Source organism: Sphingobacterium lumbrici (assembly GCF_006476045.1).
In the GTDB taxonomy this organism is placed as follows: domain Bacteria; phylum Bacteroidota; class Bacteroidia; order Sphingobacteriales; family Sphingobacteriaceae; genus Sphingobacterium; species Sphingobacterium lumbrici.
Genome location: NZ_SRZY01000011.1, coordinates 448,856 through 475,583 on the forward strand (window position 1 = coordinate 448,856; position 26,728 = coordinate 475,583).

The following is a 26,728-nucleotide window of genomic DNA, read 5'->3' on the forward strand; positions in this document are numbered from 1 at the left end:
ATGTGTGCGTAACTAAAGTAGGGAAAGATAAAACCTTTTAGTAAAATATAAAAATATATTTTAGCTAAAATTATTGTTAAATTTTAGTAGATTGTGCCTTGTTAAATTACCGTGGTTACAAATACACCTTCATTCATGAAAAAAAGATTGTCTATTAGCGATATAGCCAAAAATCTAGGGATATCCGTCACAACTGTTTCATTTATATTGAACGATAAAGCGAAAGAAAAAAGAATAAGCGATGCGTTGACACGTCGAGTATTGGAATATGTGAAGAACGTAGGGTATAAACCTAATCAGTTAGCTAAAAGCCTTCGCACAGGTAAATCAAAAACATTAGGGCTGCTTGTAGAGGATATTTCCAATATTTTTTTTGCAAATATCGCGAAGCAGATTGAGCAGAAAGCGTACGATCATGGATACCATATTTTATATTGTAGTATGAATAACGATGTGAATAGGGCTAAGGAGCTTATTCAGCTTTTTCATGACAGACAGATTGATGGCTTTATCATTGCACCTACTGAAGGGCTTTCCGGAGTGATTAGTAACTTACTCAAAAATAATGTCCCCGTTGTACTATTTGATCGCTTTTTAGAAGATTTAGATACCAATTACGTGGTGTCGGAGAATAAACAAGGAGCTTATATGGGGTCCAAATACTTATTGGAGGATCTAAAGGCTACAAAAGTTGGTATGCTTACGATCAATTCTGCACAAACACAGATGCGTAGTCGTTTGGATGGTTATATGCAGGCTATGGATGAGCTGGGTAGGGATGCGGTCATTAAGAAACTTCAAGTTGACCAACCTGCCGAGGTAACGATTGATCTGGTACGTGATTTTATTGTCGATAACAAGTTAGATGCCGTTTTCTTTGCAACGAATTATATTGCAATAGCCGGACTCAAAGCAATTAAAAAGTATAAGTTAAGTATAGATAAAATAGTGTCTTTTGATGACCATGTAGTCTTTTCGCTATTTCAAACTCCCGTGATATCGCTGGCACAAGATATAAAGGGTATCTCAGATCATATTATACAGATATTAATTTCCGAAATCAATGGCAAAAGCAAAGGATGTCAACATATTGTTATCCCTTGTGAGTTGAAAGTCGGAAGCTAGTGTTATTGTCCTTATCTTATTTTTCTTTGATAGGGACGAATTTCATTGAAAGAGAATTTACGCAGTGTCGTGTGTTTTTTGCGGTAAAACCTTCCCCAAGAAATACATGGCCTAAATGACCTCCACATTTTTTACAAAGTATTTCTGTTCTTCTGCCATCGACATCGGCTATGCGTTGTACTGCGCCAGAAATTTCATCGTCAAAACTCGGCCAACCACAGTGTGACTCAAATTTATCTTCTGAATGATAAAGGGGGGCATCACACCGTTTACATATATACGTGCCTTTTTTCTTGTTGTCTATTAGGTCGCCCGTAAAAGGCCTCTCTGTCCCTTTATGTAAAATTATGTATTCTTCTTCTGGTGTTAACTTGTTGTATTTTGTCGTATCGCTCATGTGTTGTTGTACTGATTGTGAAGGGCTATTCGTGCAGGTACTTAATATTAATCCTAATATCAGATTAAAAATAAACAAATTCATGTGCATTATTATTTATTTAACAGATTTTTATAAATGGCTAAAGCGCTCATGTGATGAGATAAGATATTTACCGTAGGTTTTGTTTGTCGCAAAATCGGAATATTCTATAAAATACTAAATTACGAATAATAGCAGATGGTAAAAATGATTTTTAATATATCATGATTTTACTGATGTCATTTTTTAAAATTTTCATTTCTTCTTAGCATAAGATATCAATAAAACATTTCCTTAGGAGGGTTTTAATGGCTTAAATGGATGTATAATTAAATTATTTAGAATGAATTTAAATTGACAATTTGCGTCATTAAATTGTCACTGATTACCTAAATAGTTATACTTTTGTGCATTGTTTTGTGGGAGAATTACACATAGCAATTAGGTTAAGTAATTTTTATATTCATAAATAAATAGTATAAAGTGCTAAATATGAGAAATATCTCATCCGTTTTGGGAAGACTTGCGAAGTCAATATCGATCAGTTTGGTATTGTTGTTTGCCGTTACAATGACATCAAATGCTCAGGATGTAAAGGAAGGTGCCGCCCTCTTTAAAGCAAATTGTACAACGTGTCACAAGATTGACAAGAAAGTAACAGGTCCTGCTTTAGCCGGGATGTCAGAGAGACACTCTGAAGAGTGGTTGGTTAGCTGGATCAAAAATTCTAAAGCAATGATTGACGCTGGCGATGCTGCGGCTGTCGCGATTTACGATGAGTACAATAAAATGGCAATGACTGCGTTTACGCATTTGTCAGATGACCAAATTAAAAGTATTATCGCTTATGTACAAGATGAAGAAGTTAAGTTAGCGGAAAAGGCATCTAGTCCGGTTGCTGCCGGTTCTGCGCAAAGTAGTGGTGCTAATAGCTTCATGATCTTTGGTTTGGTGGCGATTCTGATTCTGGCAATCGGTGTTGTGGTTGTTTTAAATCGTGTAACCCGTACGTTGGAAAAAGTGCTTATTAGTAACCAAGCAGCTATTCAAGCAGCGCAGGCTCACGAAGAGGCGCATGTGGAAAGTTCTAATGCAAAATTTGCAAAAGCATTTTTGAAAAACAAAAAGCTGGTAGGTTTTGCGGTGTTAATGCTAGTTGCTTTGTTGGCGGTAGTAGGATGGCGTACCATGTGGAACATAGGTGTGCATGAAGGTTATCAGCCTGTACAACCGATTAAATTCTCGCATCAAATCCACGCAGGTGTAAATCAAATCGACTGTCAATACTGTCACGGGGGAGCATTTAAATCGAAGAATGCCTCAATCCCTTCAGCGAACGTGTGTATGAACTGTCATAACACCATAACAGCCTCGGATCACTATAATGGAGAGCTTTCTCCGGAGATCGCAAAATTATACCGTGCGGTAGATTTTAATCCGGATACACGCGAATACGGTAATAATCCAAGACCTATCGAATGGGTGAGGATTCATAATCTTCCAGACTTTGCTTATTTCAATCACTCACAACACGTTTCTGTGGCAGGTGTAGAATGTCAAACATGTCACGGTCCGATAGAGACTATGGAAGAGGTGTATCAATATTCTCCGTTGACGATGAAATGGTGTGTGGAATGTCACAAGACTACTGAAGTGAATGCGGATAATGCATACTACGATCAGTTGATTGAAGCGCACGAAAAATTGAAAAAGGGTGAGAAAATGACTGCAGCCATGATCGGTGGTCTGGAATGTGGAAAATGTCACTATTAATAATTAATTAGGAAAACGCAATCTTATATACAGCTTAAATGGATAGCAATAAAAAATATTGGAAAGGTTTAGAAGAGTTAAATCAAACTCCTGCTTTCGTAGAAAGCAATAAGGGGGAGTTTGCTGAACCTATTCCTGTAGAAGATGTATTAAATGAAGCAGGTTTAAGTACAAGAACGCCACGACGTGACTTTTTAAAAGCTTTAGGATTCGGTTTAGGAGCTGTTACATTGGCAGCTTGTAATCGTACACCTATTCATAAGGCGGTGCCTTATGTTATTAAGCCGGAAGAAGTTACACCGGGTATACCTAATTTCTATGCTTCCTCTTTTAATGGACAGAGTGTATTGGTAAGGACACGTGAAGGTCGTCCTATTTCGATTGAAGCTAATCCGAATGCAATTGGCTTAAATCAGGGAACTGATGCGCCTACAGTCGCGTCTGTTTTGGATTTATACGATATGTCCAAATTACAGAATCCACAAATTGGGGGTAAAGATGTCGAATGGTCTAAATTAGACAGTACCGTTATTGCGTCTTTGGACAAAGCTTCAGCTGCAGGAAAGCAGATTACAATTGTTTCGAATACCGTAAATTCACCGACAACCTTAGCTGCGATAGCGAAATTGGTGGCCAAATATCCTACAACTTCTCATATTCAGGTTGATGCGATTTCCTATAGTGGTATTATCGAAGCGAATAGAAATTCATTTGGTAAGGAGGTAATTCCTTCGTACCATTTTGCGAATGCGCAAGTTGTGGTTTCGGTAGCAGCTGATTTCTTAGGATCTTGGTTGGCAGGTGAAGAACATACACAAGATTATATTAAAAACCGTGACTATAAATCATTGAAAAATGGTAAAATGTCACGCCATATTCAGTTCGAATCAGGATTGAGCATGACAGGATCTAATGCTGACGTGCGTATCGCTATTAAGCCGTCGGAAGAAGGTGCTGTTTTAATCGCGTTATATAATGAGATCAGCGGTCAGAACGTAGCAGGTGGTACGACCAATGCAAAAGCGCAAACTGCTATCAAATTAGCAGCTAAAGAATTAGCCAATGCAAAAGGTGCAGCTGTAGTCGTAGCGGGATCGAATGATGTAAATACGCAGGCATTAGTCAATGCGATCAATACACTATTGGGTGCTTACGGTGCAATTATTGACTTAGATAATTATTCTAAACAATATCAGGGTTCAGATGCCGCTTTCCAACAATTCTTGACAGCGGCTAAGGCTGGTCAGGTAGGGGTAGCATTTTTCTTGAACAGCAATCCGATTTACGATTACTTCAACGTTGCTGATGTGAAAGCTGCTTTAGCGAAGGTAGACTTTAGCTTGTCTTTCGCTGATCGTGCGGATGAAACTGCGTCGGAATTAAAAGCGATCGCGCCGGCTTCTACATTCTTAGAATCTTGGGGTGATGCTTCTGCCAAAGAAGGATTATTTACAATAGTACAACCTACTATCAATCCGGTATTCAACACCAGACAAGCTGAGCAAAGCTTGTTGGTATGGGCTGGAGATACAACTTCTGTTTACGACTTTGTAAAATTGAATTGGGAAACCAATATTCTTCCAGGTACGGGTAAAGTATGGAAAGATGTGTTGCAAGCTGGCTTCGTATATAAAGGTTCGGCCACAGGTTCTTCGTATTCGGCTAATGTAGATGTGAATGCGGTAGCTTCTGCTATCGTAAGCGATAGCAAGAAAATTGCCGGAGAGGTAGAATTAAAATTATATGAATCTACTGTAATGCGTGACGGACGTTATGCAAATAACGCATATCTACAAGAGTTACCTGATCCTGTATCTAAAGTAACTTGGGATAACTACGCAGCCATTAATCCTAAATTTGCAGAAGAGTTAGGCTTAGGCGAAAACGGTAAAGTTACTGTCGAAGCAAATGGTCAATCTATTGATCTACCGGTTGTGTTGCAACCAGGTCAGACTATGCGTACGGTTTCGGTTGCATTGGGATACGGTCGCACGAAAGTAGGCAAAGCCGGTAATGAAGTTGGAAAGAATGCTTTCCCATTAGCAAGCTTGGTAAACGGTACTGTACAATTGGCTGCACAAGCTAAAGTTTCTAAAGCTGCCGGTACTTACGAATTAGCACAGACACAAACACATCATACGATTGAAGGCCGTAATATTATCCGCGAAACTACTTTCGCTAAATATTTAAAAGATCCGAATTCAGAGTCAGGTCGTTTTGCAGATTCGCATAAAACGTATGATCTATGGAATAAATTTGAGCAACCGGGTCACAAATGGGTGATGGCGATTGACTTGAACGCGTGTACAGGTTGTGGTTCATGTATCGTAGCTTGTAACGTGGAAAATAATATTCCGGTTGTAGGACGTGACGAGGTACGCCGTCGTCGTGAAATGCATTGGTTACGTATTGACCGTTATTATACGATCGAAGAAAACGGTACTAAATTCACAAAAGAGAAAGAGATCGCGGATATCCAAGATTTCGAAAATGTAACAGTGGTGCACCAACCGATGTTGTGTCAACACTGTGAGCATGCTCCATGTGAAACTGTTTGTCCGGTATTGGCGACTGTTCACTCTTCAGAAGGTCTTAATCACATGGCTTACAACCGTTGTTTCGGTACACGTTACTGTGCGAACAACTGTCCATATAAAGTGCGTCGTTTCAACTGGTTTAACTACTGGAATGATTCACGTTTCGACAATTACTTAAATAACGAGTTTACACAATTGGTGTTGAACCCAGACGTAACGACACGTTCTCGTGGGGTGATGGAAAAATGTTCAATGTGTATACAACGTATTCAAGGTGGTAAATTGCAGGCGAAAATCGAAAATCGTAAATTGAAAGATGGCGATGTGAAAATGGCATGTCAAGCAGCATGTTCTGCAAATGCTATTATCTTCGGTGACGCAAACGATCCGGAATCAGAAGTTTCAAAAGCACTACGCAATGAGCGTGTTTACTACGTATTGGAAGAAATCAATGTTCAGCCGAACATCGGTTATATGACTAAAGTAAGAAATACATTTGAAGCGTAATTTTATTCAATATCTGAAATAAAAAAACTATGTCATCGCATAACGAATCAATATTAAGAGAACCATTAGTAACCGGCAAGAATATCACTTATGCTAAAGTGACTGATGATATCTTGCTTCCGGTTGAAAATAAACCAAACAAAGCTTGGTGGATAGGATTTATTGTAGCTGTCTGCGGAGCAATGCTATGGGTTGTGAGTGTTGGATACACCTTCTGGACTGGTATCGGCGCTTGGGGTCTGAATAAAACAGTAGGCTGGGCTTGGGATATCACCGACTTTGTATGGTGGGTAGGTATCGGTCACGCGGGTACACTGATTTCAGCCGTATTATTATTATTCCGCCAAAACTGGCGTAACTCCATTAACCGTTCTGCGGAGGCAATGACGATCTTTGCCGTAATCTGTGCAGCGACTTACGTTGTAGCGCACATGGGACGTCCGTGGTTGGCTTATTGGATTTTTCCATTACCGAATCAATTTGGTTCATTGTGGGTTAACTTTAACTCTCCATTAGTATGGGATGCATTTGCCATCTCAACATACTTTACCGTATCCTTGGTGTTTTGGTATTGCGGTTTGTTGCCGGATATCGCTTCAGTACGTGACCGTGCTACAGGTCTTAAACAGAAAATATATTCTATTTTTTCATTCGGATGGAATGGTTCTGTGAAGACTTGGCAACGTTTTGAGATTGTATCACTGGTTTTAGCAGGTATTTCTACGCCATTAGTACTTTCGGTACACACGATTGTATCGATGGACTTTGCAACGTCGGTAATTCCGGGTTGGCACACGACGATCTTCCCTCCATACTTTGTTGCAGGGGCGATTTTCTCCGGTTTTGCGATGGTACAAACGTTATTGTTGATCCTGCGTAAGGTATTAAACTTTGAGGACTACATCACGATGTTCCACATTGAATCGATGAATAAGATTATCATGGTAACGGGATCCATCGTTGGGGTAGCTTACTTAACGGAATTATTCATTGCATGGTATTCAGGTTCGGAATATGAACAATATGCATTTGCAAACCGTATTGCTGGTCCTTACGCATGGGCTTATTGGGCGATGATGACCTGTAACGTAATTTCACCACAGTTGTTTTGGTTTAAAAAGATCCGTACAAGTATTCCGATTTCATGGGTGTTGTCTATCGTCGTAAATATTGGTATGTGGTTCGAACGTTTCGTCATTATCGTGACTTCATTACACCGTGATTACTTACCTTCTTCGTGGGCGATGTTCTATCCAACATGGACTGACGTAGGTATATTCGTGGGATCGATTGGTTTATTCTTTACTTTGTTCTTGTTGTTCTTGCGTTTCTTACCAGGTATTGCAATTGCAGAGGTTAAATTATTGTTGAAAAGCTCAAGTTTACAGCAAAAAACTAAATTGGTTCAGGAAGGCGCATTTTCTGATGAACAAGTGGAGTTTTTCAAAAAATCTTTGGGTAAATACGATTCTGTTACAGAGGAAGATATTAAGGCATTAGACGTTAGAAATTAATAAGCAATGAGCAATACAAAATATATATTAGGTAGTTTTGCCGATCCAGATGAAATGATGCATGGGATTGACAAGTTACAAGCTAGTAATATTAGCATATATGACTGTTTTACGCCTATGCCTATACACGGCATAGAAGCAAAATTGGGCGTTAAGCCTTCACGTTTACCTATCGCTGCTTTTATTTTCGGAGCTACAGGTACCGTGTTGGGATTTAGCTTGCTATATTATACTATGGCTTACGATTGGCCGATGAATATTGGTGGTAAACCATCATTGCCGTTGCCAAACTTTGTGCCGGTTACATTTGAGGTAACCATCTTACTGTGTGCTTTGGGTATGGTGGCGACTTTTTTCTTCCGTAATCATCTATTTCCCGGACGTACACCTCGTGTAATGGATTTAAGAGCAACGGATGATCGTTTTATTATAGCGATAGATGCGAATGAAAATGCGGACCATGCTTTGATAGATAATTTGTTGAAGGAAGCTGGAGCAGTAGAAGTTAAATACAATGACAGAAAATATGTTAGTTATGAATAAGAAGAATTTTCTTGGAACTGTATGTGTAGCTGTCGCATTAGCAGCAGTTGTTTCTGCCTGTGGCGATGGGACTACACGCGACGCAGGTTGGGAATTTTCGCGCAATATGTATGACCCGATTGCTTACAATCCGGATCAGCCAAATAATAATTTTAAAAATAACCAGACTGCACAAACTCCACCTGCCGGAACTACACCGATTGGTTTTGAACGGTTTGAATTTGCAAATACGCTGGAAGATTATCAACGAGCAGGGGTTGAACTAACGAACCCTTTAGCAGCAACAAAAGAAAACTTGGCACAAGGGGAGCATTTGTTTTTAGTAAACTGTGCAATGTGTCATGGTGCTGATGGTAAAGGAGACGGTGCGATTACGAAGGATCGTTTTGTGGAAGACTCAAGAGGTAAACGTCAATTAGAGAATTTTCCTCCGCCACCGTCCTATGCTAAGTCTACCGGATCGGTATCTTCCAGAGGAGGTGCTATGAGTGATTTGACAGCAGGGAAAATTTATCATACTATTTATTACGGATTGAATGCCATGGGATCTCATGCCTCTCAATTGAATCCAGAGGAACGCTGGAAAGTAGTAATGTACGTACAAGAATTACAAAAAAAATAATCTAACATCGATTTTATAAATGGGAACTCACAGTCATCATCACGATTATAATTTCAGCGAGCAATATAAATTTGCAGGTACCGCGAAGGTACTCAGTTTAGTTGCTATCGTTGTGGGAATTGTTGCAGTCGCACTGGGTGTGTTATCTAGTGATCACATCATAGTTGAGCGCACTTATGCTAACCTTTTATTGATGGGTTATTATTTTACTTGCGTGTGTGCTGCGGGAGCTTTCTTCGTAGCATTGCAAATGGTAACTCAGTCAGGATGGTCTGCCGGATTAATCCGTATTCCTCAGGCAATGGCAAGCATTTTGCCGATAGCCTCTATTATATTGTTTATTATTATAGCCTTAGGCTTATCGACACATAATTTGTATCATCATTGGCATGCAGAAGGATTGATCGATCCAAACAGTCCTAATTATGATGCTTTGGTCGCAGGTAAAGCAAGTTATTTAAATATGCCTTGGTTTTTGGCTCGTCAGATTATTTTCATGGGCTTATACAGTATATTTGCTGTCATATTGGCTAAACTTTCTTACAATGAAGATTTGGCAGGAGGTTTAAAATCATACAAACAGAGCTTTAAATTGTCGGCTATATTTTTAGTCATATTTGGTTTCACAACACCGATTTGGTCATTTGATACGATTATGTCGTTAGAGGCACATTGGTTCTCTACGATGTTTGGTTGGTACAATTTTGCCGCAATGTGGGTAAGTGGGCTGTGTGTGATTGCGCTGATCTTGATCTTTTTGAAGAAAGGCGGTTATATGTCTTGGGTTAATGAAAATCATCTACACGATTTAGGTAAATTGATTTTCGGATTCTCTATATTTTGGACTTACGTATGGTTCGCACAATTTATGTTGATTTGGTACGCGAACATTCCTGAAGAAACAGTGTATTTTTACAAACGTTGGGAGCCGGAATACAAACCGTGGTTTTGGATCAATATAATCATTAACTTTGTGGCTCCTTTGCTATTATTGGTAGATAGGGATGCAAAACGTAGACTTAATGTGATGATGTGCGTATGTATTCTATTATTATTAGGACACTGGTTAGACTATTACATTATGATCATGCCAGGTACGGTGGAAACACACAGAGGGTTTGGATTCATTGAAGTAGGTACAGCTATAGGGTTTATGGGGATTTTTATCTTCTTAGTGATGAATAAATTAAGCAAACATCCGTTGGCAGCCAAGAATCATCCGTTCTTAGATGAAAGTTTACATCACCAAATTTAATAGCAAGAAAAAGGAGTTACGTTCAAACGTTTTTAAGACATGAAGTTAAAAATAAATAACAGATTCAAATCCATATTGGGTTGTCTACTACTAATCAGCTTATTTTTTGCTGCACCCGTTTTAGCTTATCAACAAGATGCTGTTGTAGTGGATACTATAGCAGTTGAGGAGACATCCGTGTCAGTAGGTGTTGAAGCAGTTGAGGCTGATACGGTAATTGCTGCCTCATCAACAAGCGAGGTGGTTAGCACAGGTACGGCTGCAGTAGAGTTGAAACAAATAGATCCACAAGTTTATAAAGACTTTTTCTATTATGTTTTATTATTCTTGGTTATCTGTACGGTTATAGCCGTAATCGGTAAGGTTATTTCCATCTACGAATTAACCCGTAAAATGAATGGTAAATATAACCCGCTCGCAAATAATACCTTGCAAGCGGTGCTATTGTTGCTGTTTTTAATCTTTTTCTTGTGGGGAGTGTACTATTCATATACCGTATGGGGAGATTGGTCTTGGAGAGACGCGGTTACAGAGCATGGTGAAAAGATCGATACCATGTTTATCATTACATTAGTTATTACGACTTTTGTCATGATTGTTGTGCATATTTTGTTATTATCATTCGCCTATATCTATCGAATGCGTGCCAACCGTAAGGCATATTTTTATCCACATAACGATACCGTTGAAAAAATATGGACTGTTGTACCTGCTATTGTGTTGACGGTATTGGTATTGTTTGGTTTTTTTACTTGGAGATCCATTACGAGTATTCCGGAAGACCTGCAGAAATCAGCACTTCAGGTGGAGGTCTTAGGCGAGCAATTCATGTGGCGCGTGAGGTACCCGGGAACTGATGGTGAAATGGGTAAACGTAATTATAAATTGACGACGGCGGAGAATCCTTATGGTATTGATTTTAACGATAAGAATTCTTGGGATGATATTTCCGGTGAACATATTGTATTACCAGTTGGAAGATCAGTACGTTTCCACATCATTTCTAAAGATATTATTCACTCGTTTTATATTCCGGATTTTCGTGTTCAGATTAATGCGGTACCGGGTATGACTAATTATTTCCAATTCACACCAACGGTCACTACAGAAGAAATGCGGGATCGTATGAATGATCCGAAATATGACTATGTCATGTTGTGTAATAAAATTTGTGGGTCAGCTCATTATAACATGCAAAAGAAAGTTGTGGTTGTCACCGAAGCTGAGTATAAGCAATGGTTGAGCACACAGGGCAAATATTTTACGGAAGATTTGCAAAAGGAATTTGCACAGCAAAATATAGAAATTGAGGGTATCACTACGGCTTCATTAAATTAATAGAACAAAGATTTTTTACAATAGAATATGTCTAGTACAGTTATATCGCACGACGCAGCACATCACGGTTCACATGATCACCATCATGAGACATTCTTGACTAAGTATATATTTAGCCAAGATCATAAGATGATTGCTAAGCAATTCTTGATCACAGGTATTATTATGGCAGTTTTTGCCATGTTGTTATCTATATTGTTTCGTATTCAATTAGCATGGCCAGATAAGGATTTTCCTATTTTGGAAGTGTTTTTAGGTAAGTGGGCTGAAGGTGGTCGTATTAAGCCGGAGTTTTTTCTTTCCCTAGTTACCATTCACGGTACAATGATGGTTTTCTTTGTATTAACCGCGGGTTTATCTGGTACGTTCAGTAACTTGTTGATTCCCTATCAAATCGGTGCACGTGATATGGCGTCTCCACTGATGAACATGTTATCTTATTGGTTCTTCTTTGTGGCCTGTGTTATCATGATCGGCTCTTTCTTCGTAGAAAGTGGACCTGCATCAGCAGGATGGACTATTTATCCGCCGTTGTCTGCTGTTCCGACTTCTATTTCGGGATCCGGAATGGGGATGACATTGTGGTTGATCAGTATGACCTTGTTTATTGCTTCGCAGGTATTGGGTGGGGTTAACTACATCAGTACAATATTGAATATGCGTACAAAAGGGATGGACTTGTGGAGAATGCCACTAACTATCTGGTCGTTTTTCTTAACAGCTATTGTAGGTTTGTTATCATTCCCTGTCTTAGTATCTGCTGTTGTATTATTGATTTTTGATCGTTCATTCGGTACATCATTTTACTTGTCTGATTTAGTCGTTCAAGGACAGATTCTACCGAATGAAGGTGGGTCACCTATTTTATTCCAACACTTATTTTGGTTCTTGGGTCACCCAGAGGTATATATTGTCGTTATGCCTGCTTTAGGTTTAACGTCTGAAGTGATTTCTACAAACTCCCGTAAGCCGATCTTCGGTTATCACGCGATGGTTTATTCGTTAGTCGGTATTACCGTTTTATCATTTATCGTATGGGGACACCACATGTTTGTAACAGGTATGAATCCATTCTTAGGTGGTGTGTTTATGATTACGACCTTGATTATAGCGGTTCCTTCGGCGGTTAAGGCGTTTAACTATATTGCTACATTATGGAGAGGTAATATTCGTTTTACACCTGCTATGCTGTTTGCAATCGGTATGGTTTCGTTTTTTGTGTCGGGTGGTGTTACCGGTATTTTCTTGGGTAATGCAGCCTTAGATATTAATTTACACGATACGTATTTTGTCGTTGCCCACTTTCACTTGGTAATGGGGTCGGCATCAATCTTTGGTATGCTGTGTGGGGTATATCACTGGTATCCTAAGATGTTTGGTCGTATGATGAATACAAAATTGGGATATCTGCATTTTTGGTTAACATTCCTGGGGGCTTATTTGGTATTCTTCCCGATGCACTTCATGGGTATTGATGGTGTGCCTCGTCGTTATTACGCGTTCACCGAATTTCCATTTATGGAAAAATGGGTTTCAGTTAATATTCTTGTTACCTGGGCTGCTATTGTTGCTGGTTTAGGACAGGTTGCATTTTTGGTTAATTTCTTCGGATCGATTTGGAGAGGTAAAAAGGCGACACAAAATCCATGGAAGTCAAATACATTAGAATGGACTACACCGGTAGAGCATATTCATGGAAACTGGCCTGGTGAAATTCCTGCCGTACACCGTTGGCCATACGACTATAGTAAACCAGGTCACGATGAGGATTTTATCTCTCAGGTCGTACCATATTCTCAGACGATGAGCTCTAATTCGTATCACGATTTCGAAGGCGATGAAGAGGCTATTGCAATACAAAGAGAATGGAATAAGGAAAATAATAGATCGGTAGAAGAGTAAGAAATAAAGCAAAAGAAGGTATGTACCCTAGTAGTGAGAAGCGATTTGTCAAAATAAACAGGGTTACGATCATTGTCTTATTTCTCGTGATCACAGCGGGTGGGATAGTAAGAAGTACAGGTTCCGGGATGGGATGTCCGGATTGGCCTAAATGTTTCAATCAGGTCATTCCTCCCAGCGATGTTTCTCAATTGCCCGAGGGTTATGAAGAGGAATACATTGCCGGAAGGGCTGCTAAGAATCAACGTTTTGCAAAGATGGTGGATTTCTTTGGTTCTGCGGAGATGGCTGATCGGATTCGGAATGATAAGTCGATATTAATTCACGAAGAGTTTAATGCTGCCAAGACTTGGACCGAATATATTAATCGGCTTGCAGGAGTTATTGCTGGTTTTTGCCTTCTGTTTTGTGCTCTTTTTTCATTTACTTATATAAAAACGAAGCCATCCATATTGATATGGAGCGTTCTTAATCTTTTTGCAGTAGTTATACAGGCTTGGTTAGGCTCTATAGTCGTTTCCACAAATTTGATGCCTTGGATTATTACTGTACACATGTTGTTGGCGTTGATTATAGTTGCGATAAGTATTTATACGTTTTATATGGCAACGACACTAAGAAACAAAACCATATTGGTGAATTATCAGTATGCTAGTGTTAAAGTTGTAGCTGTCATTTCTATTGTCATTACATTGGTTCAAGTGGTATATGGTACAGAAGTGAGAGAAATGATAGATCATTTGAATGATCAAGGCGTATCAAGATCGGAGTGGATCGATGCTATCGGACGGAATTATGATGTTCATCGTATTCTTTCTTATATCACATTGGCGGTTACAATTCTGTTTTTCTTTTTAGTGAAGAATAGATTTAGTCGCCTATCATTACAAAGTAAATATGCTTGGATTGTGTTGTTCTTGGTATGTTTACAAATGTTGTCAGGTCTTATTATGGCTCATTTTAATGTGCCCGCATTTGCGCAGACAACACATTTAGTAATTGCTAGTTTGTTTTTCGGAGCACAATATTATTTAATGCTTCTGATGACAAAATTGAAAAGATAGGTTAGGTAGATTTTGGAGATGTCGTATTAAATGAAAGCTTTTATTTCAGATTTTAACAAACTAGTTAAATTGCGTTTGACGTTAACTGTTGTTTTTTCTGCATCTATCTCATTCTTGATAGGAGCGAAGCAACAGGGTGATATTATGTGGTTCAATTGGCTTATGCTTACAATCGGTGGGTTCTTGGTTACCGGTGCAGCAAATGGTTTTAACGAGATCATTGAGAAGGATATAGACAGGCTGATGAAAAGAACGATGGATCGTCCGTTACCCTCGGGTCGGATGAATACGGGGCAAGCTTTGGTACTTAGTCTTTTAATGGGCATAACGGGCACGTTGGTATTGGTACAGTTAAATTTTGTTGCGGGCTTATTATCTGTTTTTTCAATATTTCTATATGCCTTTGTGTATACTCCATTAAAACAGAAATCACCTATTGCAGTTTTTGTAGGTGCATTTCCGGGAGCATTACCCCCATTGATCGGTTATTATGCTGCATTTCAGTCTGCAGGATTCGGATTGGCATACGCCGAAGTAAGCGAGGCAGCGATTGTTATTATCCCGTTGGTGTTATTTGGCATTCAGTTTTTATGGCAATTTCCGCACTTTTGGGCTATTGCATGGGTAGCAGAAGAAGATTATAGTAATGCTGGTATTCATTTGCTACCTACAACAAAGAAAGATAACATATCTGCTTTTATGATTTTCTTTTCAAGCTTGTTGATGGTGCCTGCTGGATTTTTGCCGATGTATTATGGCTTTGGAGGTTGGGTATTTACCATTGTGTCGGTAATCGGCGGACTTCTTTTTACATGGTATGGATATAAGCATATGATCGAAAAGACGGATGCTTCTGCAAAGAGAGTAATGTATACATCGTTTTTGTATTTGCCATTAACGCAATTTATACTGTTATTTGACTTTATTCCTTTATAATAAAATTGATGGAAAACAAAGAATTGGTAATAGCTGATTTATTACGTACACGAAAGGCAAAGAAGTTTAGTCTTTGGTTAGGCTTGATAGGTATGTTTATGATGTTTGCTGCTTTGTCTAGTGGGTTCATTGTATACACAGCGAGTGGCGTTGATAAAGGTATCAAGACTATTTTGCCACATGCATTTATATATAGTACGGTAGCAATTATCTTGAGTAGTGTGACTATACATTTCGCTTTTCAGGCTGCAAAGACGGGTAACTTGGTTAGACAGAAATCTTTGCTGATATTTACTTTGGCTTTGGGACTTGTTTTTTTTGTGCTGCAATTGAAAGCATGGGGAATTCTGACCGAGAGAGGGATTTATTTTATTAACAATAATGCTTCGCAATCTTTTATATACATATTTACAGGATTGCACTTAGCACACATTATAGCGGGAATCATTGTTTTATTGCGGTGTTATATTGGAGCTGTGAAGCCCATAGCACATGATTACAATGTTTTTCGGATGGATCTGGGCGCAATTTTTTGGCATTTTCTAGATCTTTTATGGATTTATATTTATGTTTTCTTACTTTTGAATCAATAATAGTAAACAATGAGTACAACTGTATCGCAATTGGATAAGGTAAAAGACGGACCGTGGAACGGTGGCAAGTCTCCTTGGAACCTAGAGTATGGAAAAATCATGATGTGGTTTTTCTTAGTGTCGGACGCATTTACATTTTCTGCCTTCCTAATTTATTATGGCGCGCAGAAATTTGCACAACCTACATGGATTGATGCGGATAAAGTGTTCCAATCTATTCCGGGCATTGCCGAATCCGGACAACCTTTGGTGTTCGTAGGTATCATGACCTTTATCTTGATTATGTCTTCGGTAACTATGGTGTTAGCGGTAGAAGCAGGACATCGTAATTCCAAACATGAGGTTGTTAAATGGATGTTATGGACGATTTTAGGAGGTTTGTTGTTTGTTGGCTGTCAGGCTATCGAATGGACTCACTTACATCATCAGGGATTTTGGTTTGGACGCAATCCGGCAACGGGTTTAGATGGAGATCTTGCTATAGCAGACGCATTGCGACCTTATTTCACAAATGATATATCGTATACCGCAGCATTGCAATTTTCGAACTTGTTCTTTACCATTACCGGGTTTCACGGATTCCACGTGTCTATCGGTATCCTTTTAAATATAATTATTTTGAGTATGACACTCAATAATACATTTGAAAGAAGAGGTACGTATTTGATGGTCGAAAAAGTTGGTTTGTACTGGCACTTTGTGGATTTAGTGTGGGTATTTGTATTTACTTTCTTCTACCTAATCTAACTTGTAAAATATAATAAAAGGTAAAAATTAAAAAAAATAGGTGTTGTATGGAGTATCGGCTAAGAATACTCGATATTTAATACTCAATACTTAATACTAAAAAAGATGGCTAATCACGATCATATTGCTACACATGATGCGCACGCGCATGAGGATGGAATGGACAAAAAAAGAATTTGGTCTGTATTCTTTGTACTGTTGGCATTAACAGCATTAGAGTTTTTAATTGCATTGGGCTTCGTTCACCATTGGGGAATCCTACAAAAGGGAACTTTAGTAACTGTAATCTACATCATTCTTACATTAGTGAAGGCATTCTATATTGTTGCGTTCTTCATGCACTTAAAGTTTGAGAAATCCAGTTTTATAGTCTGTTGTTCGATAGTATTTCTTTTTATTATCTATTTTATTGTACTGATGTTAATTGAAGGTGACTTTTTGTTAGGTGCGTTTCAAGATCATCCACTGTATCCAAATAAATAGACTGAATGAGTAATACTACTCAAAAAAGGAACTTTTCAAAAGTAATTATCCTGGCCATTGTTTTATTGGTGCCAGGATTTTTATATTTATTGCTCAATCGTATCGGGTCTAATGAATACGTAAAGTTGCCCATCTATGGCGAAAAGTCGCTTTCTGGAAAGATGAATAGAAAAATGGGAAGAGAGATTCCGGACACAACTTATCATCAGTTAGCCCCCATCGATTTTATAAATAGCGAAGGCGATTCTATACATTTTTTGGCGTCGGATACCGTGATTACGGTAGTGCATCTTTTTTATACTAAGGATACGACATTGTCTCGCGGCATGATGGATAATCTTTATGCTATTGCGAATAGGTTTAAAAATAATTCTTCCTTGCGGCTGCTGTCTGTTTCTGTGGATCCGCAGGACAATCCCGAAAGTTTGAAAAATTATGTGCGACCTTATGATACATTGATTGGTAAATATTGGAATGCAGTGAGTGCCTCTCATACTGATATGTTGAGATATGCACGTGAGGAAATGTTGATTGATGCCATGCGAAACCCAGCTGATACGAATGCGTTTGTCATCAGTAATAATTACCTGTTGATAGATTCACAACGTCGCATAAGAGGTTTTTACGACATAAACCTCAAAACAGAGGTGGACAGGCTAGAAGACGAAATAAAGCTTCAATTGGTAGAGGAAATAAGAAATAACCCATTAAAAGTAGAGAAGAGATAAAAATGGCAATGACAGAAGAAGAAAAGAAATATAAGGGCTGGATTTGGACCTTATCGATTGTAATTCCATTGGCAGTAGCGGCCCTATTTGGCGTCAACTTAAGAAAGTTGGGATATGATGTGGAACCACTTTCTTTCTTGCCTCCTATTTACGCATCTATTAATGGCTTGACGGCAGTACTCTTGGTATGGGCCATATCAGCCATAAAAAAAGGCAACGTTAAATTACATGAGGGATTGATTAAGCTTTGTATGGTTTGTTCGTCTCTATTCCTGATCATGTATGTAGCTTACCACATGACGTCGGATTCTACCTCTTATGGAGGCGAGGGTTTTATTCGGTATGTGTATTTCTTTATATTGATAACACATATCTTACTATCCATAATTATTATCCCTTTTGTTTTGTTTACTTTTGTAAGAGGGATAGCAGGTGCTTATGAAAGGCATAAAAAATTAGCACGGATCACGTATCCGATGTGGCTTTATGTAGCGGTTACCGGGGTAATTGTATATATGATGATTTCTCCGTATTATAGTTAGCTAGTTGTCTTCCTAACTTTCTAGCTCTATAACTTTATCACCTTATAACTTTTTAACTTTTAAAAATGAAAAAGATTTGGATATATCAGACGGATAGGATTCTTTCGCCAGATGAAAGTGCTCAGATTATGGAAAGGGTGGGGCCGTTTATTTCTTCCTGGACAGCTCACGGCAGTGCTTTGGCAGGAAAAGGGTATCTAAAACATAATTTATTTCTGATTCTTGAAGTCGATGAAGAGCAGGCTGGGGTAACAGGTTGTTCCATAGATAAATCGGTTCATTTTATAAAATCGCTGGAAGAGGAATTTAACGTTAACTTCTTTGATAGATTAAAGATAGCCTATCGCGACGAGGCACATGCGATTCAATTGGTGGATCGTTCCGTTTTTGAAGAATTGATCAAATCGGGAATAGTTCATTCGCAAACTATCGTGTTCAACAATATTCTGACGAATGCATCTGAACTGGAGTCCAATTGGGAGATTCCTTTTCAAGATAGTTGGCATAGCAAGGTCTTTTAAAAAGGGTTGGTTTTTAAAAACCAACCCTTTTTTATAGTACTGTTTTTGGAGCTGCGGATAGAATCTCATCGCTAGCCCTATCTTCAAATTGTTTGAAGTTATTTACAAACAATTGAGCGAGTGATAAGGCGCGTTGATCATACGCCTCCGTATTTTCCCATGTGTTTCTTGGATTAAGGTACTCACTAGGTACACCTGGACAAGATTGAGGTTTTAATACACCGAATACCACATGAGGTAAATATTCTACCTTATCCAGATCTCCATTTATTGCTGCGTTTATCATAGCACGTGTGTATTTGAGGCTAATGCGTTTTCCTATACCGTAAGGTCCACCTGTCCATCCGGTATTAATCAGCCATACGTTCACATCGGGATGCTTCTCTAGCTTTTCGCCTAGAAGTTCAGCATATTTTATGGGATGTAGCGGCAAAAATACTCTTCCAAAACACGCTGAAAATGTTGTTTGAGGTTCTATTATGCCGATCTCCGTCCCTGCTACTTTAGCGGTATAACCCGATATAAAATGATACATTGCCTGTTCCTTCGTTAATTTGGATATTGGCGGTAAAATACCGAATGCATCACAGGTCAAGAAGAATATGTTCTTTGGATTTCCTCCTAACGAGGGATTTTTCGCATTTGTAATATATTCGATCGGATACGCCGCGCGGGTGTTTTCGGTGATACTGGAGTCTGTATAGTTAACAATATTAGAATTAGGGAAAAAGGAAGTGTTTTCCAATAATGTATGCTCTTTTACAGCAGCAAATATTTCGGGTTCTTTCTCGGCACTGAGGTCTATACATTTGGCATAGCACCCTCCTTCAAAGTTGAAAATTGATCCATCGGCCCAACCATGTTCATCATCACCGATAAGTGACCTATTTGAATCGGCCGACAACGTAGTTTTTCCAGTACCACTGAGCCCAAAAAATAAAGCAACGTCTTCTGCTTTTCCTTCGTTAGCCGAACAGTGCATGGGCAAAACGTTGTGGTGATAAGGAAGAATGAAGTTCAATACACTGAATATCCCTTTTTTTATTTCTCCGGTATATGCGGATCCCCCAATCAATATTATTTTTTTGCTGAAGTTGACGATTGTGAAATTTTCTTGTCTGGTTCCGTCTATGTTAGGGTCTGCTAGGAATTCTGGAATTTGAAGAATCAACCATTCCTGTTTAAAATTGTGTATTTCTTCTGCCGTGGGTACAATAAAAAGATTACTGCAAAAGAGATTTGCCCATGGTGTGGTATTGATTACTGTCACATTCAATCTGAAATCAGGATGTGCTCCCGCAAAGCAATTTCTTATCCAAATTTCTTTTTTTGTTAAGAAATCAATCATCTTGGTATAGAGATGATCAAAGGTGTGTTCTGAAATCGGAATGTTGATATCTCCCCAATCGATCGTGTTTTCTGTATATGAATCCTTTACAATAAATTTATCTTTCGGGGATCTTCCGGTAAATTTTCCGGTACTGACACATAATGCACCTGTATCGTTTAATTTTCCTTGACCAAGCTTCAGTGTTTGTTGAGTGAGTGTGCTTCGATCTAGGTTCCAGTTTATCTTATTCGATAATAGGCCCAAATGAGTAATGTCAATGGATGGACTTTTTGTTCCTAATTCTAGTAGCTCCATATATGTCATAATTTACGAAGCTAAGGTAAGGACAATATTAAAATGAAAATAAATAATGTATATTTTTGTAAATATAATTTTTATATATTGTTTTTTGTGATTTATTTTATTATATTGGTAATATCTTTTGATTTTTTCGTTGCGTTTATAGTGAATATTTGAAAGAATATTAATTGGATATTGACTGATAATGGTGTTTTTTGAGCCACCATTACTAAGATAGGTACGTCAAAGACACTTTTGTCCCCTCGACATTAAGCTTTATTTTGCCCCCCAATACTAACGCCCTATTGTCTGTAATATGACCTGCTGGGAATCCGAATGCGATAGGGAAATCGAATTCGTTGACCTTGTCCATAATGATTTCCTCAAAACGCTGTCCAAACGGTGGCTCACTATCCCGCAATGACGTAAAGCCTCCCACAATAAGACCTTTTAAATTGTTGAATTTATCAGCTCTTTTTAATGTCCACAGCATGCGGTCTACATTATAATGAGATTCACCCACATCTTCAATAAAAAGAATCTTACCATCGTATTTGGCATCCGACACTGAAGCAAGGATACTTTGTAGTATGGCTAAGTTTCCTCCGATGAGAATACCCTCGCTCTCTCCGGAACGATTCGGAAAATCGTTGTTTGCGTACGTGATATCCATAGGTTTTCCAAAAAGTGCGTTTTTAAGTGTTTCAAGCGCTTCAAAAGTTGAATCTGCGAAAGATTTTGCCATCTGTCCATGGATGGTAGGAATGCCAAACTGACGCTGAATGTGACTGTGAATAACGGTAATGTCACTAAAGCCTACCAGCCATTTCGGATTAGCTGTGAATTGGTTGAAGTCCAAATTATCAATAATTCGAACAGAACCATATCCGCCCCGGCCAGCTATTATTGCTTTAATTTCAGGGTTATCCAGCGCTTGCTGGAGATCGCTGGCACGCAGGCTATCTTCACCGGCAAACTGATGAAATTGCGATGTAACAGAGGAGCCGATCTGAACCGTTAATCCCCAACTTTCTAAGGTTTTTACGCCTATCTCAATATCTCCTTTTATATAGCTTGCCGGACATACAACGGCTACTTTATCACCGGGCTGTAGATATGGGGGGATCTTCATGTTTAAATTTGTATTATCGTGTCAAAAAAAAAATGTCTATTCCAACGGAATATTGTTCGATAGCTATTTATTAAGCTCAAATTGAGTTATCTTTGCAAACAATTTTACGATTTATTTCTTTAGTATTAACATTAAAAATACGATATATCTTGAGTACTTTATCCAAAAAACGCTATACTATTACTTCTGCCTTACCGTATGCAAATGGTCCTTTGCATATCGGACATTTGGCTGGAGCCTATATACCGGGTGATATTTTTGTTCGCTTTTTGCGCTTGAATCATAAAGATGTGGTGTATGTGTGCGGTTCGGACGAACATGGTGCAGCTATCACGATTAAAGCAAAGAAAGAGGGGGTGACACCCAAGGAAATTATCGACAAATACAACAAGCAGATTAAAGATAGCTTTGAGGATTTTGGTATCTCGTTCGATATTTACCACAGGACATCGGAGCCTATGCACCATCAACTTTCCCAGGGATTTTTCTTGAATCTATATGAAAAAGGAGAGTTTATTGAGAAATTCTCAGAACAATATTATGACGAAGAATTCAATCAGTTTTTAGCTGATCGGTATATAGTTGGTACCTGTCCACACTGCCAGAATGAAGGGGCTTATGGGGATCAGTGCGAAAAATGTGGTACTTCATTGAGTCCGACAGATTTGATTAATCCTAAATCTACCTTAAGTGGGAACACGCCGATTTTGAAAGAGACAAAACATTGGTACCTTCCGCTAGATAAATATCAACCCTGGTTGGAAGAATGGCTTATCGAGGGCAAAAAGGGAGAGTTGAAATCAAACGTGTTCGGGCAATGCCAATCCTGGCTAAAATCCGGATTGCAACCGCGATCGATGACGAGAGATCTGGACTGGGGCGTAGACGTACCGTTGTCGGAAGCCGAAGGTAAGAAACTGTATGTGTGGTTGGATGCACCGATTGGCTATATCTCCGCGACGAAGCAATGGGCTATAGATCACGGGAAAAACTGGGAAGACTATTGGAAGAAGGCCGCGAATCCGGAAGACGAGTCTACGTTGATTCATTTTATCGGTAAAGACAATATTGTTTTTCACTGTATTATATTCCCGGCGATATTGCATGCGCATGGCGGCTATATTCTACCGGATAATGTACCGGCAAATGAGTTTCTAAATCTTGAAGGAGATAAATTATCTACCTCCCGCAATCACGCGGTATGGTTACATGAATACTTGGAAGAGTTTCCGGATAAGCAGGATGAGCTACGCTATGTATTGACATCGATTCTGCCCGAAACATCGGATAGCGAATTTACATGGAAGGATTTCCAGGCGCGTATTAACAATGAACTGGTCGCTATCTTAGGCAATTTTGTAAATCGTGTGATGGTATTGTCGCACAAATATTTTGATGGTAAGCTGTTACGAGGATCGATGTTTACCGCTGCAGATCAAAACGTGTTCGAAGAGTTAGCAAAATATCCGGGATTGATTGAACAGTCCATAGGTAGCTACCGTTTCCGTGAAGCACTGTCCCACTTTATAAATGCGGCACGTCTCGGAAATAAATACCTAGCCGAGGAGGAACCGTGGAAAGTCATCAAGAATGATGAGGAACGGGTAAAAACAGTGCTTTTTGTTGCTTCGCAAATCGTTGCGAACCTAGCCGTTTTGGCACAGCCTTTCTTGCCTAAAACAGCGATAAAATTATTTGAAATGCTGAATCTGCCTCAGCAAGGCTGGGATAAAGCGGGACAGGTAGATTTATTGAGCGAAGGACAGCAGTTGGGTGAAGTACAGCTGTTATTTGAGAAAATAACGGATGAGCAGGTGGAATTCCAATTAAATAAACTGGCCCAGGCTAAGATAGATAATGCAAAAGCTGCTTCTGTTGCGGCACCAGCTAAGACGAATGTGACCTTTGATGACTTTATGAAGTTGGATATTCGTGTAGGTACAATTTTGGAAGCGGAGAAAGTAGCCAAAACCAAGAAACTGTTGAAATTAAAAATTGATACAGGGATAGACCAACGAACTGTTGTATCGGGAATAGCCGAATTCTTTGCTCCGGCAGATATTGTGGGTAAACAGGTTTCAATTTTAGTGAACCTAGAGCCTCGCGAAATTAAAGGCATTATGTCGCAGGGGATGATTTTGATGGCTGAGGATGCAGATGGTCGATTAGATTTTGTCAATCCTACCAGTGCAATAAAATCGGGAAGTACGGTCAGGTAGTTGAGACCTTGTTGGGGAGCGCTTTGATGCGTTAGGGATAATATTTTTATGCCGTATGGACGTCCCAGATCAACTTCTTGCCTTTTGGTGTTCTTACGATCGAATAAGGCGCAATAACGACCGGGGTATGTGGTATGTTGGATTTTCCGAGGCGGAAGTCTGCCGTATCGAGGATTTCGGCCGGGTATTTCTTTGTTCGATGCAAGCCTATGATGGACCAAGTTTGGATCAGGACGAAGTTTTCTCCTGTTCTTTCGATGCATAAGATATACCGGCCACTGAGCCATAGCATACAGATGAACATCACATTGCCCATGACCAGCATAAAGGCCATCCAGAATATAGCCGATAGGAGGGAACTAAATTCTTCAAGGAACCTTTCCAGATTGGAAAAGATCATATAAGCGACAAAAACGGATAATGCTAGCGTAAGGATACTTACTCCGTACAGGATTGGTTGTCTTTTGTTTCGGTATATTATTGCGGTTGTCGTATTATCTTTTGTTTTCATGTCAGTATATTTTAATGGCAGGTAATATATTGTTGGGAATAGTGTCTCCTTCTTGTAGTGTGCGTGGAAAATATTTGGCCATGCTAACGACTAGAGGACTGCTTAATAACAGCAAAACCAAGCCCATGATAAGGCTTTCTGTATCGTTGGAAATATGTTGTTTGTAGGTGAACACTGGCACGCACAACAAAAAAATAACCGTAGCCAGATAAAACAGCCAAGAAGACCAACTGTGTCCGACAATGAGCCGGGCGGAAGGATTGTGCTGTTTGACTTTACGGATAAATTCAAGAACAAAGGTACGGTAAGTCTCGTAGTTTTCGGTTTTCGTGTCGTTGTTGGCACTGCTCAGCATTTGCTTGCTGCTCCAATAGCTTTTTACGGAAAAATAACAACAGAATTTTGCCGCAGACCCTCTGCCGCCGATATGAAAGCATAAGCGTACGGAATCTATTTGAGCGTAGGGAAATTTCTCTACAGTCTGTTTCTTCGAGATACGAAGGAGATGATCCGTATGCAATTCCCACGTGGCAGAGGTCAGTAGATCCTGTAGATTGTAGGCTTGTGAATGATATGTTTTCGAATTGTTCAATTTTATTTAATTAAGAACGCTGTCCCCTCTTTTTTCTATTTAACTTTTTCTCCTTTGTGATTGATGTAGTACTCCATATTTTGGTCGGTTTTCTCATCATAGGTGACGACTTTTACCTTGCCTTCTTGCTTGAACGTGCTACTGTCGCTCTGTGCTTGCAGCAGAAACGGGATAAAGAAAGCGAATGTCAAAATGTAGGACAGTATAAAAGGAGTGTGTAGGGAGCCTTTTTCATTTGTGTTGTTTTTATTATGGTACAATATTTCTTTGGATATAAATCCAAGCCAGCATCCCTATGGAGCACAACAACCCTATAATCAGGACTATTGGAATTATTTTGTTTCTTTTCTTTCCATCATTTTTGATATTCTGCCAGATAAAAAGCGAGGCGATGCCAAATGGATAGGCTACGAACAATGCCGCCCAATACACCCAGAATATCCCGGTCGTGGTAAACCATAGCGCAAATACAAGCGCGAGTGTAAACAGGATGTCGTTTTTTGCTATTTTCATTTTTTCAGTTCATTTTCTATTTCGTTCAGCATTAATTCCGCAGTTATGTCGCCTAATTTTTTGGCTTTTTCAAAATACTGCTTAGCGAGCGGTAAATCTTTTTTTACCTTTTTGGGACTGTACAAGATGAGTTCTGCCATAGTTGCTCCATTTGCACTGCCATAGTCTGCACTTCTTTTGAACCATCTTAATGCGATATCTTCATCAGTTTCATTTCTGTATTCGTGCCCGATAACTTCTGCCATATATCCCATATCATTGATGTTGCTACCGAACGTAAGGGATATTACGGCTTTATGTTGCGTATAAATCTCATGCAGGAGGGTAATACTGTTTTCATGGTACAATCTTAATCCCTGATTCAGCCAGAAATAAGCTACGACAAAGCCGTCCTCCATAAAATTTTTGTCGTTGTAGATTTGTCCCAATGCATACATCGCTTCCGGATTGCCTTTGTCTGCGGCTTTGCGGTACCAGTTCATGGTTTCGGTATAATTTTGTACCCGCGCTGCTTCCTTACCTTTGTCATATTCGGCTGTGCCGTTGTCGGTTTGTGCGTACGTTGTCATTGCTCCAAAAAGCAGATTGTGATAATCCTCCCCCAACCCCTCCAAAGGAGGGTAGAAAGAGTATGTTTTTTTATTGATTTTTTCATATCCTTGTTTTTTTGACTAATTCCTGTACAAACACCGTATAAGCCCCGGCCTGATCGTTAAATTTTGCCACGTCAACATGGTGGGTGGAGAGTATGTCGAATGTACGGCTACCTACCTTTATCGTACAGCAATAATTGTTGTGCCGATAACGGTTGTAGGGCTGGAAGCGTAGCCGTACACTGCTGATTGTGCTGTAGGAAATCAGTTGCTCTCCACTGTTTCCTGGTTTAAAAAGAATGCCTTGATCGGATAATTCCCGATATTGGGCTTTCTCCAAAATCGATTTTCTAAAGGTGTAGTTAGCATGCCATTCCATAGCTTATTTGC

General features: G+C 39.2%; 27 protein-coding genes. 18 read left to right on the forward strand and 9 right to left on the reverse strand.

The window, feature by feature from the left end; genetic code table 11:
• The first annotated feature begins 135 nt into the window (after positions 1-135).
• Complete coding sequence (locus E4F24_RS04130; RefSeq protein WP_140937398.1) at positions 136-1,125, forward strand: LacI family DNA-binding transcriptional regulator; 990 nt, start codon at positions 136-138, stop codon at positions 1,123-1,125.
• Between the two features lie 16 nt (positions 1,126-1,141).
• Here E4F24_RS04130 and E4F24_RS04135 read toward each other — a convergent pair whose 3' ends face one another.
• Positions 1,142-1,606 (reverse strand): methionine-R-sulfoxide reductase, encoded by a 465-nt coding sequence (locus E4F24_RS04135; protein WP_394344452.1) that lies wholly within the window; start codon positions 1,604-1,606, stop codon positions 1,142-1,144.
• A 429-nt stretch (positions 1,607-2,035) separates the two neighbouring features.
• On the opposite strand from E4F24_RS04135, the gene E4F24_RS04140 reads away from it, so the two are divergent.
• From E4F24_RS04140 to E4F24_RS04215, 16 genes are all read left to right on the forward strand, one after another.
• The gene (locus tag E4F24_RS04140; RefSeq protein ID WP_140937400.1) at positions 2,036-3,316 is read left to right on the forward strand and encodes a c-type cytochrome; all 1,281 of its coding nucleotides are present in this window, start codon (positions 2,036-2,038) and stop codon (positions 3,314-3,316) included.
• Positions 3,317-3,354: 38 nt separating this feature from the next.
• Positions 3,355-6,360 carry a TAT-variant-translocated molybdopterin oxidoreductase gene (locus E4F24_RS04145; RefSeq protein ID WP_140937401.1) on the forward strand — a complete coding sequence of 1,002 codons (3,006 nt, stop codon included), beginning with the start codon at positions 3,355-3,357 and terminating at the stop codon, positions 6,358-6,360.
• A gap of 29 nt (positions 6,361-6,389) precedes the next feature.
• Positions 6,390-7,874, forward strand: a complete 1,485-nt coding sequence (gene nrfD, locus E4F24_RS04150) for an NrfD/PsrC family molybdoenzyme membrane anchor subunit (protein ID WP_140937402.1) — start codon at positions 6,390-6,392, stop codon at positions 7,872-7,874.
• Positions 7,875-7,880: 6 nt separating this feature from the next.
• A complete protein-coding gene (locus tag E4F24_RS04155) occupies positions 7,881-8,417 on the forward strand; it encodes a DUF3341 domain-containing protein (RefSeq protein WP_140937403.1) in 537 nt (178 codons plus the stop codon).
• Positions 8,410-9,039, forward strand: a complete 630-nt coding sequence (locus E4F24_RS04160; RefSeq protein ID WP_317130734.1) for a c-type cytochrome — start codon at positions 8,410-8,412, stop codon at positions 9,037-9,039. The genes E4F24_RS04155 and E4F24_RS04160 overlap by 8 nt, the downstream gene beginning before the upstream one ends.
• 19 nt (positions 9,040-9,058) lie before the next feature.
• A complete protein-coding gene (locus E4F24_RS04165) occupies positions 9,059-10,294 on the forward strand; it encodes a quinol:cytochrome C oxidoreductase (protein ID WP_140937405.1) in 1,236 nt (411 codons plus the stop codon).
• 39 nt (positions 10,295-10,333) lie between these two features.
• On the forward strand, positions 10,334-11,632 hold the full coding sequence (locus E4F24_RS04170) for a cytochrome c oxidase subunit II (protein WP_140937406.1): 1,299 nt from the start codon (positions 10,334-10,336) through the stop codon (positions 11,630-11,632).
• Between the two features lie 27 nt (positions 11,633-11,659).
• Positions 11,660-13,534, forward strand: a complete 1,875-nt coding sequence (locus tag E4F24_RS04175; RefSeq protein WP_181182358.1) for a cytochrome c oxidase subunit I — start codon at positions 11,660-11,662, stop codon at positions 13,532-13,534.
• Positions 13,535-13,554: 20 nt separating this feature from the next.
• A complete protein-coding gene (locus E4F24_RS04180; RefSeq protein WP_140937409.1) occupies positions 13,555-14,598 on the forward strand; it encodes a COX15/CtaA family protein in 1,044 nt (347 codons plus the stop codon).
• 30 nt (positions 14,599-14,628) lie between these two features.
• Complete coding sequence (gene cyoE, locus E4F24_RS04185) at positions 14,629-15,534, forward strand: heme o synthase (RefSeq protein ID WP_140937410.1); 906 nt, start codon at positions 14,629-14,631, stop codon at positions 15,532-15,534.
• Positions 15,535-15,542: 8 nt separating this feature from the next.
• A complete protein-coding gene (locus E4F24_RS04190) occupies positions 15,543-16,127 on the forward strand; it encodes a cytochrome c oxidase subunit 3 (RefSeq protein ID WP_140937412.1) in 585 nt (194 codons plus the stop codon).
• A gap of 9 nt (positions 16,128-16,136) precedes the next feature.
• Complete coding sequence (locus E4F24_RS04195) at positions 16,137-16,874, forward strand: cytochrome c oxidase subunit 3 (protein ID WP_140937414.1); 738 nt, start codon at positions 16,137-16,139, stop codon at positions 16,872-16,874.
• 105 nt (positions 16,875-16,979) lie between these two features.
• The gene (locus E4F24_RS04200) at positions 16,980-17,357 is read left to right on the forward strand and encodes a cytochrome C oxidase subunit IV family protein (RefSeq protein WP_140937416.1); all 378 of its coding nucleotides are present in this window, start codon (positions 16,980-16,982) and stop codon (positions 17,355-17,357) included.
• Between the two features lie 5 nt (positions 17,358-17,362).
• Positions 17,363-18,085, forward strand: a complete 723-nt coding sequence (locus E4F24_RS04205) for an SCO family protein (RefSeq protein WP_140937418.1) — start codon at positions 17,363-17,365, stop codon at positions 18,083-18,085.
• A gap of 8 nt (positions 18,086-18,093) precedes the next feature.
• A complete protein-coding gene (locus tag E4F24_RS04210) occupies positions 18,094-18,627 on the forward strand; it encodes a DUF420 domain-containing protein (protein WP_235891143.1) in 534 nt (177 codons plus the stop codon).
• Positions 18,628-18,692: 65 nt separating this feature from the next.
• A complete protein-coding gene (locus E4F24_RS04215; protein WP_140937420.1) occupies positions 18,693-19,148 on the forward strand; it encodes a PDZ domain-containing protein in 456 nt (151 codons plus the stop codon).
• A gap of 31 nt (positions 19,149-19,179) precedes the next feature.
• On the opposite strand, the gene pckA is transcribed toward E4F24_RS04215, so the two are convergent.
• Complete coding sequence (gene pckA / locus E4F24_RS04220; RefSeq protein ID WP_140937421.1) at positions 19,180-20,793, reverse strand: phosphoenolpyruvate carboxykinase (ATP); 1,614 nt, start codon at positions 20,791-20,793, stop codon at positions 19,180-19,182.
• A 214-nt stretch (positions 20,794-21,007) separates the two neighbouring features.
• A complete protein-coding gene (locus E4F24_RS04225) occupies positions 21,008-21,910 on the reverse strand; it encodes a S66 peptidase family protein (RefSeq protein ID WP_140937422.1) in 903 nt (300 codons plus the stop codon).
• A 149-nt stretch (positions 21,911-22,059) separates the two neighbouring features.
• Between E4F24_RS04225 and metG the strand changes: the two genes are divergently transcribed.
• A complete protein-coding gene (metG, locus tag E4F24_RS04230; RefSeq protein WP_140937423.1) occupies positions 22,060-24,129 on the forward strand; it encodes a methionine--tRNA ligase in 2,070 nt (689 codons plus the stop codon).
• Positions 24,130-24,175: 46 nt separating this feature from the next.
• On the opposite strand, the gene E4F24_RS04235 is transcribed toward metG, so the two are convergent.
• The 6 genes from E4F24_RS04235 to E4F24_RS04255 all read right to left on the reverse strand — a co-directional run bounded on the left by E4F24_RS04235 (position 24,176) and on the right by E4F24_RS04255 (position 26,717).
• Entirely contained in the window at positions 24,176-24,640 is a 465-nt protein-coding gene (locus tag E4F24_RS04235) for a hypothetical protein (protein WP_140937424.1), read from the reverse strand.
• A 1-nt stretch (position 24,641) separates the two neighbouring features.
• The gene (locus tag E4F24_RS04240) at positions 24,642-25,232 is read right to left on the reverse strand and encodes a hypothetical protein (RefSeq protein ID WP_140937425.1); all 591 of its coding nucleotides are present in this window, start codon (positions 25,230-25,232) and stop codon (positions 24,642-24,644) included.
• Positions 25,233-25,267: 35 nt separating this feature from the next.
• Positions 25,268-25,423, reverse strand: a complete 156-nt coding sequence (locus tag E4F24_RS13725; RefSeq protein WP_181182359.1) for a hypothetical protein — start codon at positions 25,421-25,423, stop codon at positions 25,268-25,270.
• Positions 25,424-25,481: 58 nt separating this feature from the next.
• Positions 25,482-25,745, reverse strand: a complete 264-nt coding sequence (locus tag E4F24_RS04245) for a hypothetical protein (RefSeq protein WP_140937426.1) — start codon at positions 25,743-25,745, stop codon at positions 25,482-25,484.
• Positions 25,742-26,314 carry a tetratricopeptide repeat protein gene (locus E4F24_RS04250; protein ID WP_140937427.1) on the reverse strand — a complete coding sequence of 191 codons (573 nt, stop codon included), beginning with the start codon at positions 26,312-26,314 and terminating at the stop codon, positions 25,742-25,744. The genes E4F24_RS04245 and E4F24_RS04250 overlap by 4 nt, the downstream gene beginning before the upstream one ends.
• Positions 26,315-26,396: 82 nt before the next feature.
• Entirely contained in the window at positions 26,397-26,717 is a 321-nt protein-coding gene (locus tag E4F24_RS04255; RefSeq protein WP_140937428.1) for a hypothetical protein, read from the reverse strand.
• Positions 26,718-26,728 lie beyond the last annotated feature (11 nt).

Bases quoted from the DNA above. Each gene is read 5' to 3' on its own strand.
- E4F24_RS04130 (WP_140937398.1), top strand. From the start codon at position 136: ATGAAAAAAAGATTGTCTATTAGCGATATAGCCAAAAATCTAGGGATA.
- E4F24_RS04135 (WP_394344452.1), bottom strand. From the start codon at position 1,606: ATGAATTTGTTTATTTTTAATCTGATATTAGGATTAATATTAAGTACC.
- E4F24_RS04140 (WP_140937400.1), top strand. From the start codon at position 2,036: ATGAGAAATATCTCATCCGTTTTGGGAAGACTTGCGAAGTCAATATCG.
- E4F24_RS04145 (WP_140937401.1), top strand. From the start codon at position 3,355: ATGGATAGCAATAAAAAATATTGGAAAGGTTTAGAAGAGTTAAATCAA.
- nrfD (WP_140937402.1), top strand. From the start codon at position 6,390: ATGTCATCGCATAACGAATCAATATTAAGAGAACCATTAGTAACCGGC.
- E4F24_RS04155 (WP_140937403.1), top strand. From the start codon at position 7,881: ATGAGCAATACAAAATATATATTAGGTAGTTTTGCCGATCCAGATGAA.
- E4F24_RS04160 (WP_317130734.1), top strand. From the start codon at position 8,410: ATGAATAAGAAGAATTTTCTTGGAACTGTATGTGTAGCTGTCGCATTA.
- E4F24_RS04165 (WP_140937405.1), top strand. From the start codon at position 9,059: ATGGGAACTCACAGTCATCATCACGATTATAATTTCAGCGAGCAATAT.
- E4F24_RS04170 (WP_140937406.1), top strand. From the start codon at position 10,334: ATGAAGTTAAAAATAAATAACAGATTCAAATCCATATTGGGTTGTCTA.
- E4F24_RS04175 (WP_181182358.1), top strand. From the start codon at position 11,660: ATGTCTAGTACAGTTATATCGCACGACGCAGCACATCACGGTTCACAT.
- E4F24_RS04180 (WP_140937409.1), top strand. From the start codon at position 13,555: ATGTACCCTAGTAGTGAGAAGCGATTTGTCAAAATAAACAGGGTTACG.
- cyoE (WP_140937410.1), top strand. From the start codon at position 14,629: ATGAAAGCTTTTATTTCAGATTTTAACAAACTAGTTAAATTGCGTTTG.
- E4F24_RS04190 (WP_140937412.1), top strand. From the start codon at position 15,543: ATGGAAAACAAAGAATTGGTAATAGCTGATTTATTACGTACACGAAAG.
- E4F24_RS04195 (WP_140937414.1), top strand. From the start codon at position 16,137: ATGAGTACAACTGTATCGCAATTGGATAAGGTAAAAGACGGACCGTGG.
- E4F24_RS04200 (WP_140937416.1), top strand. From the start codon at position 16,980: ATGGCTAATCACGATCATATTGCTACACATGATGCGCACGCGCATGAG.
- E4F24_RS04205 (WP_140937418.1), top strand. From the start codon at position 17,363: ATGAGTAATACTACTCAAAAAAGGAACTTTTCAAAAGTAATTATCCTG.
- E4F24_RS04210 (WP_235891143.1), top strand. From the start codon at position 18,094: ATGACAGAAGAAGAAAAGAAATATAAGGGCTGGATTTGGACCTTATCG.
- E4F24_RS04215 (WP_140937420.1), top strand. From the start codon at position 18,693: ATGAAAAAGATTTGGATATATCAGACGGATAGGATTCTTTCGCCAGAT.
- pckA (WP_140937421.1), bottom strand. From the start codon at position 20,793: ATGGAGCTACTAGAATTAGGAACAAAAAGTCCATCCATTGACATTACT.
- E4F24_RS04225 (WP_140937422.1), bottom strand. From the start codon at position 21,910: ATGAAGATCCCCCCATATCTACAGCCCGGTGATAAAGTAGCCGTTGTA.
- E4F24_RS04235 (WP_140937424.1), bottom strand. From the start codon at position 24,640: ATGAAAACAAAAGATAATACGACAACCGCAATAATATACCGAAACAAA.
- E4F24_RS04245 (WP_140937426.1), bottom strand. From the start codon at position 25,745: ATGAAAATAGCAAAAAACGACATCCTGTTTACACTCGCGCTTGTATTT.
- E4F24_RS04250 (WP_140937427.1), bottom strand. From the start codon at position 26,314: ATGACAACGTACGCACAAACCGACAACGGCACAGCCGAATATGACAAA.
- E4F24_RS04255 (WP_140937428.1), bottom strand. From the start codon at position 26,717: ATGGAATGGCATGCTAACTACACCTTTAGAAAATCGATTTTGGAGAAA.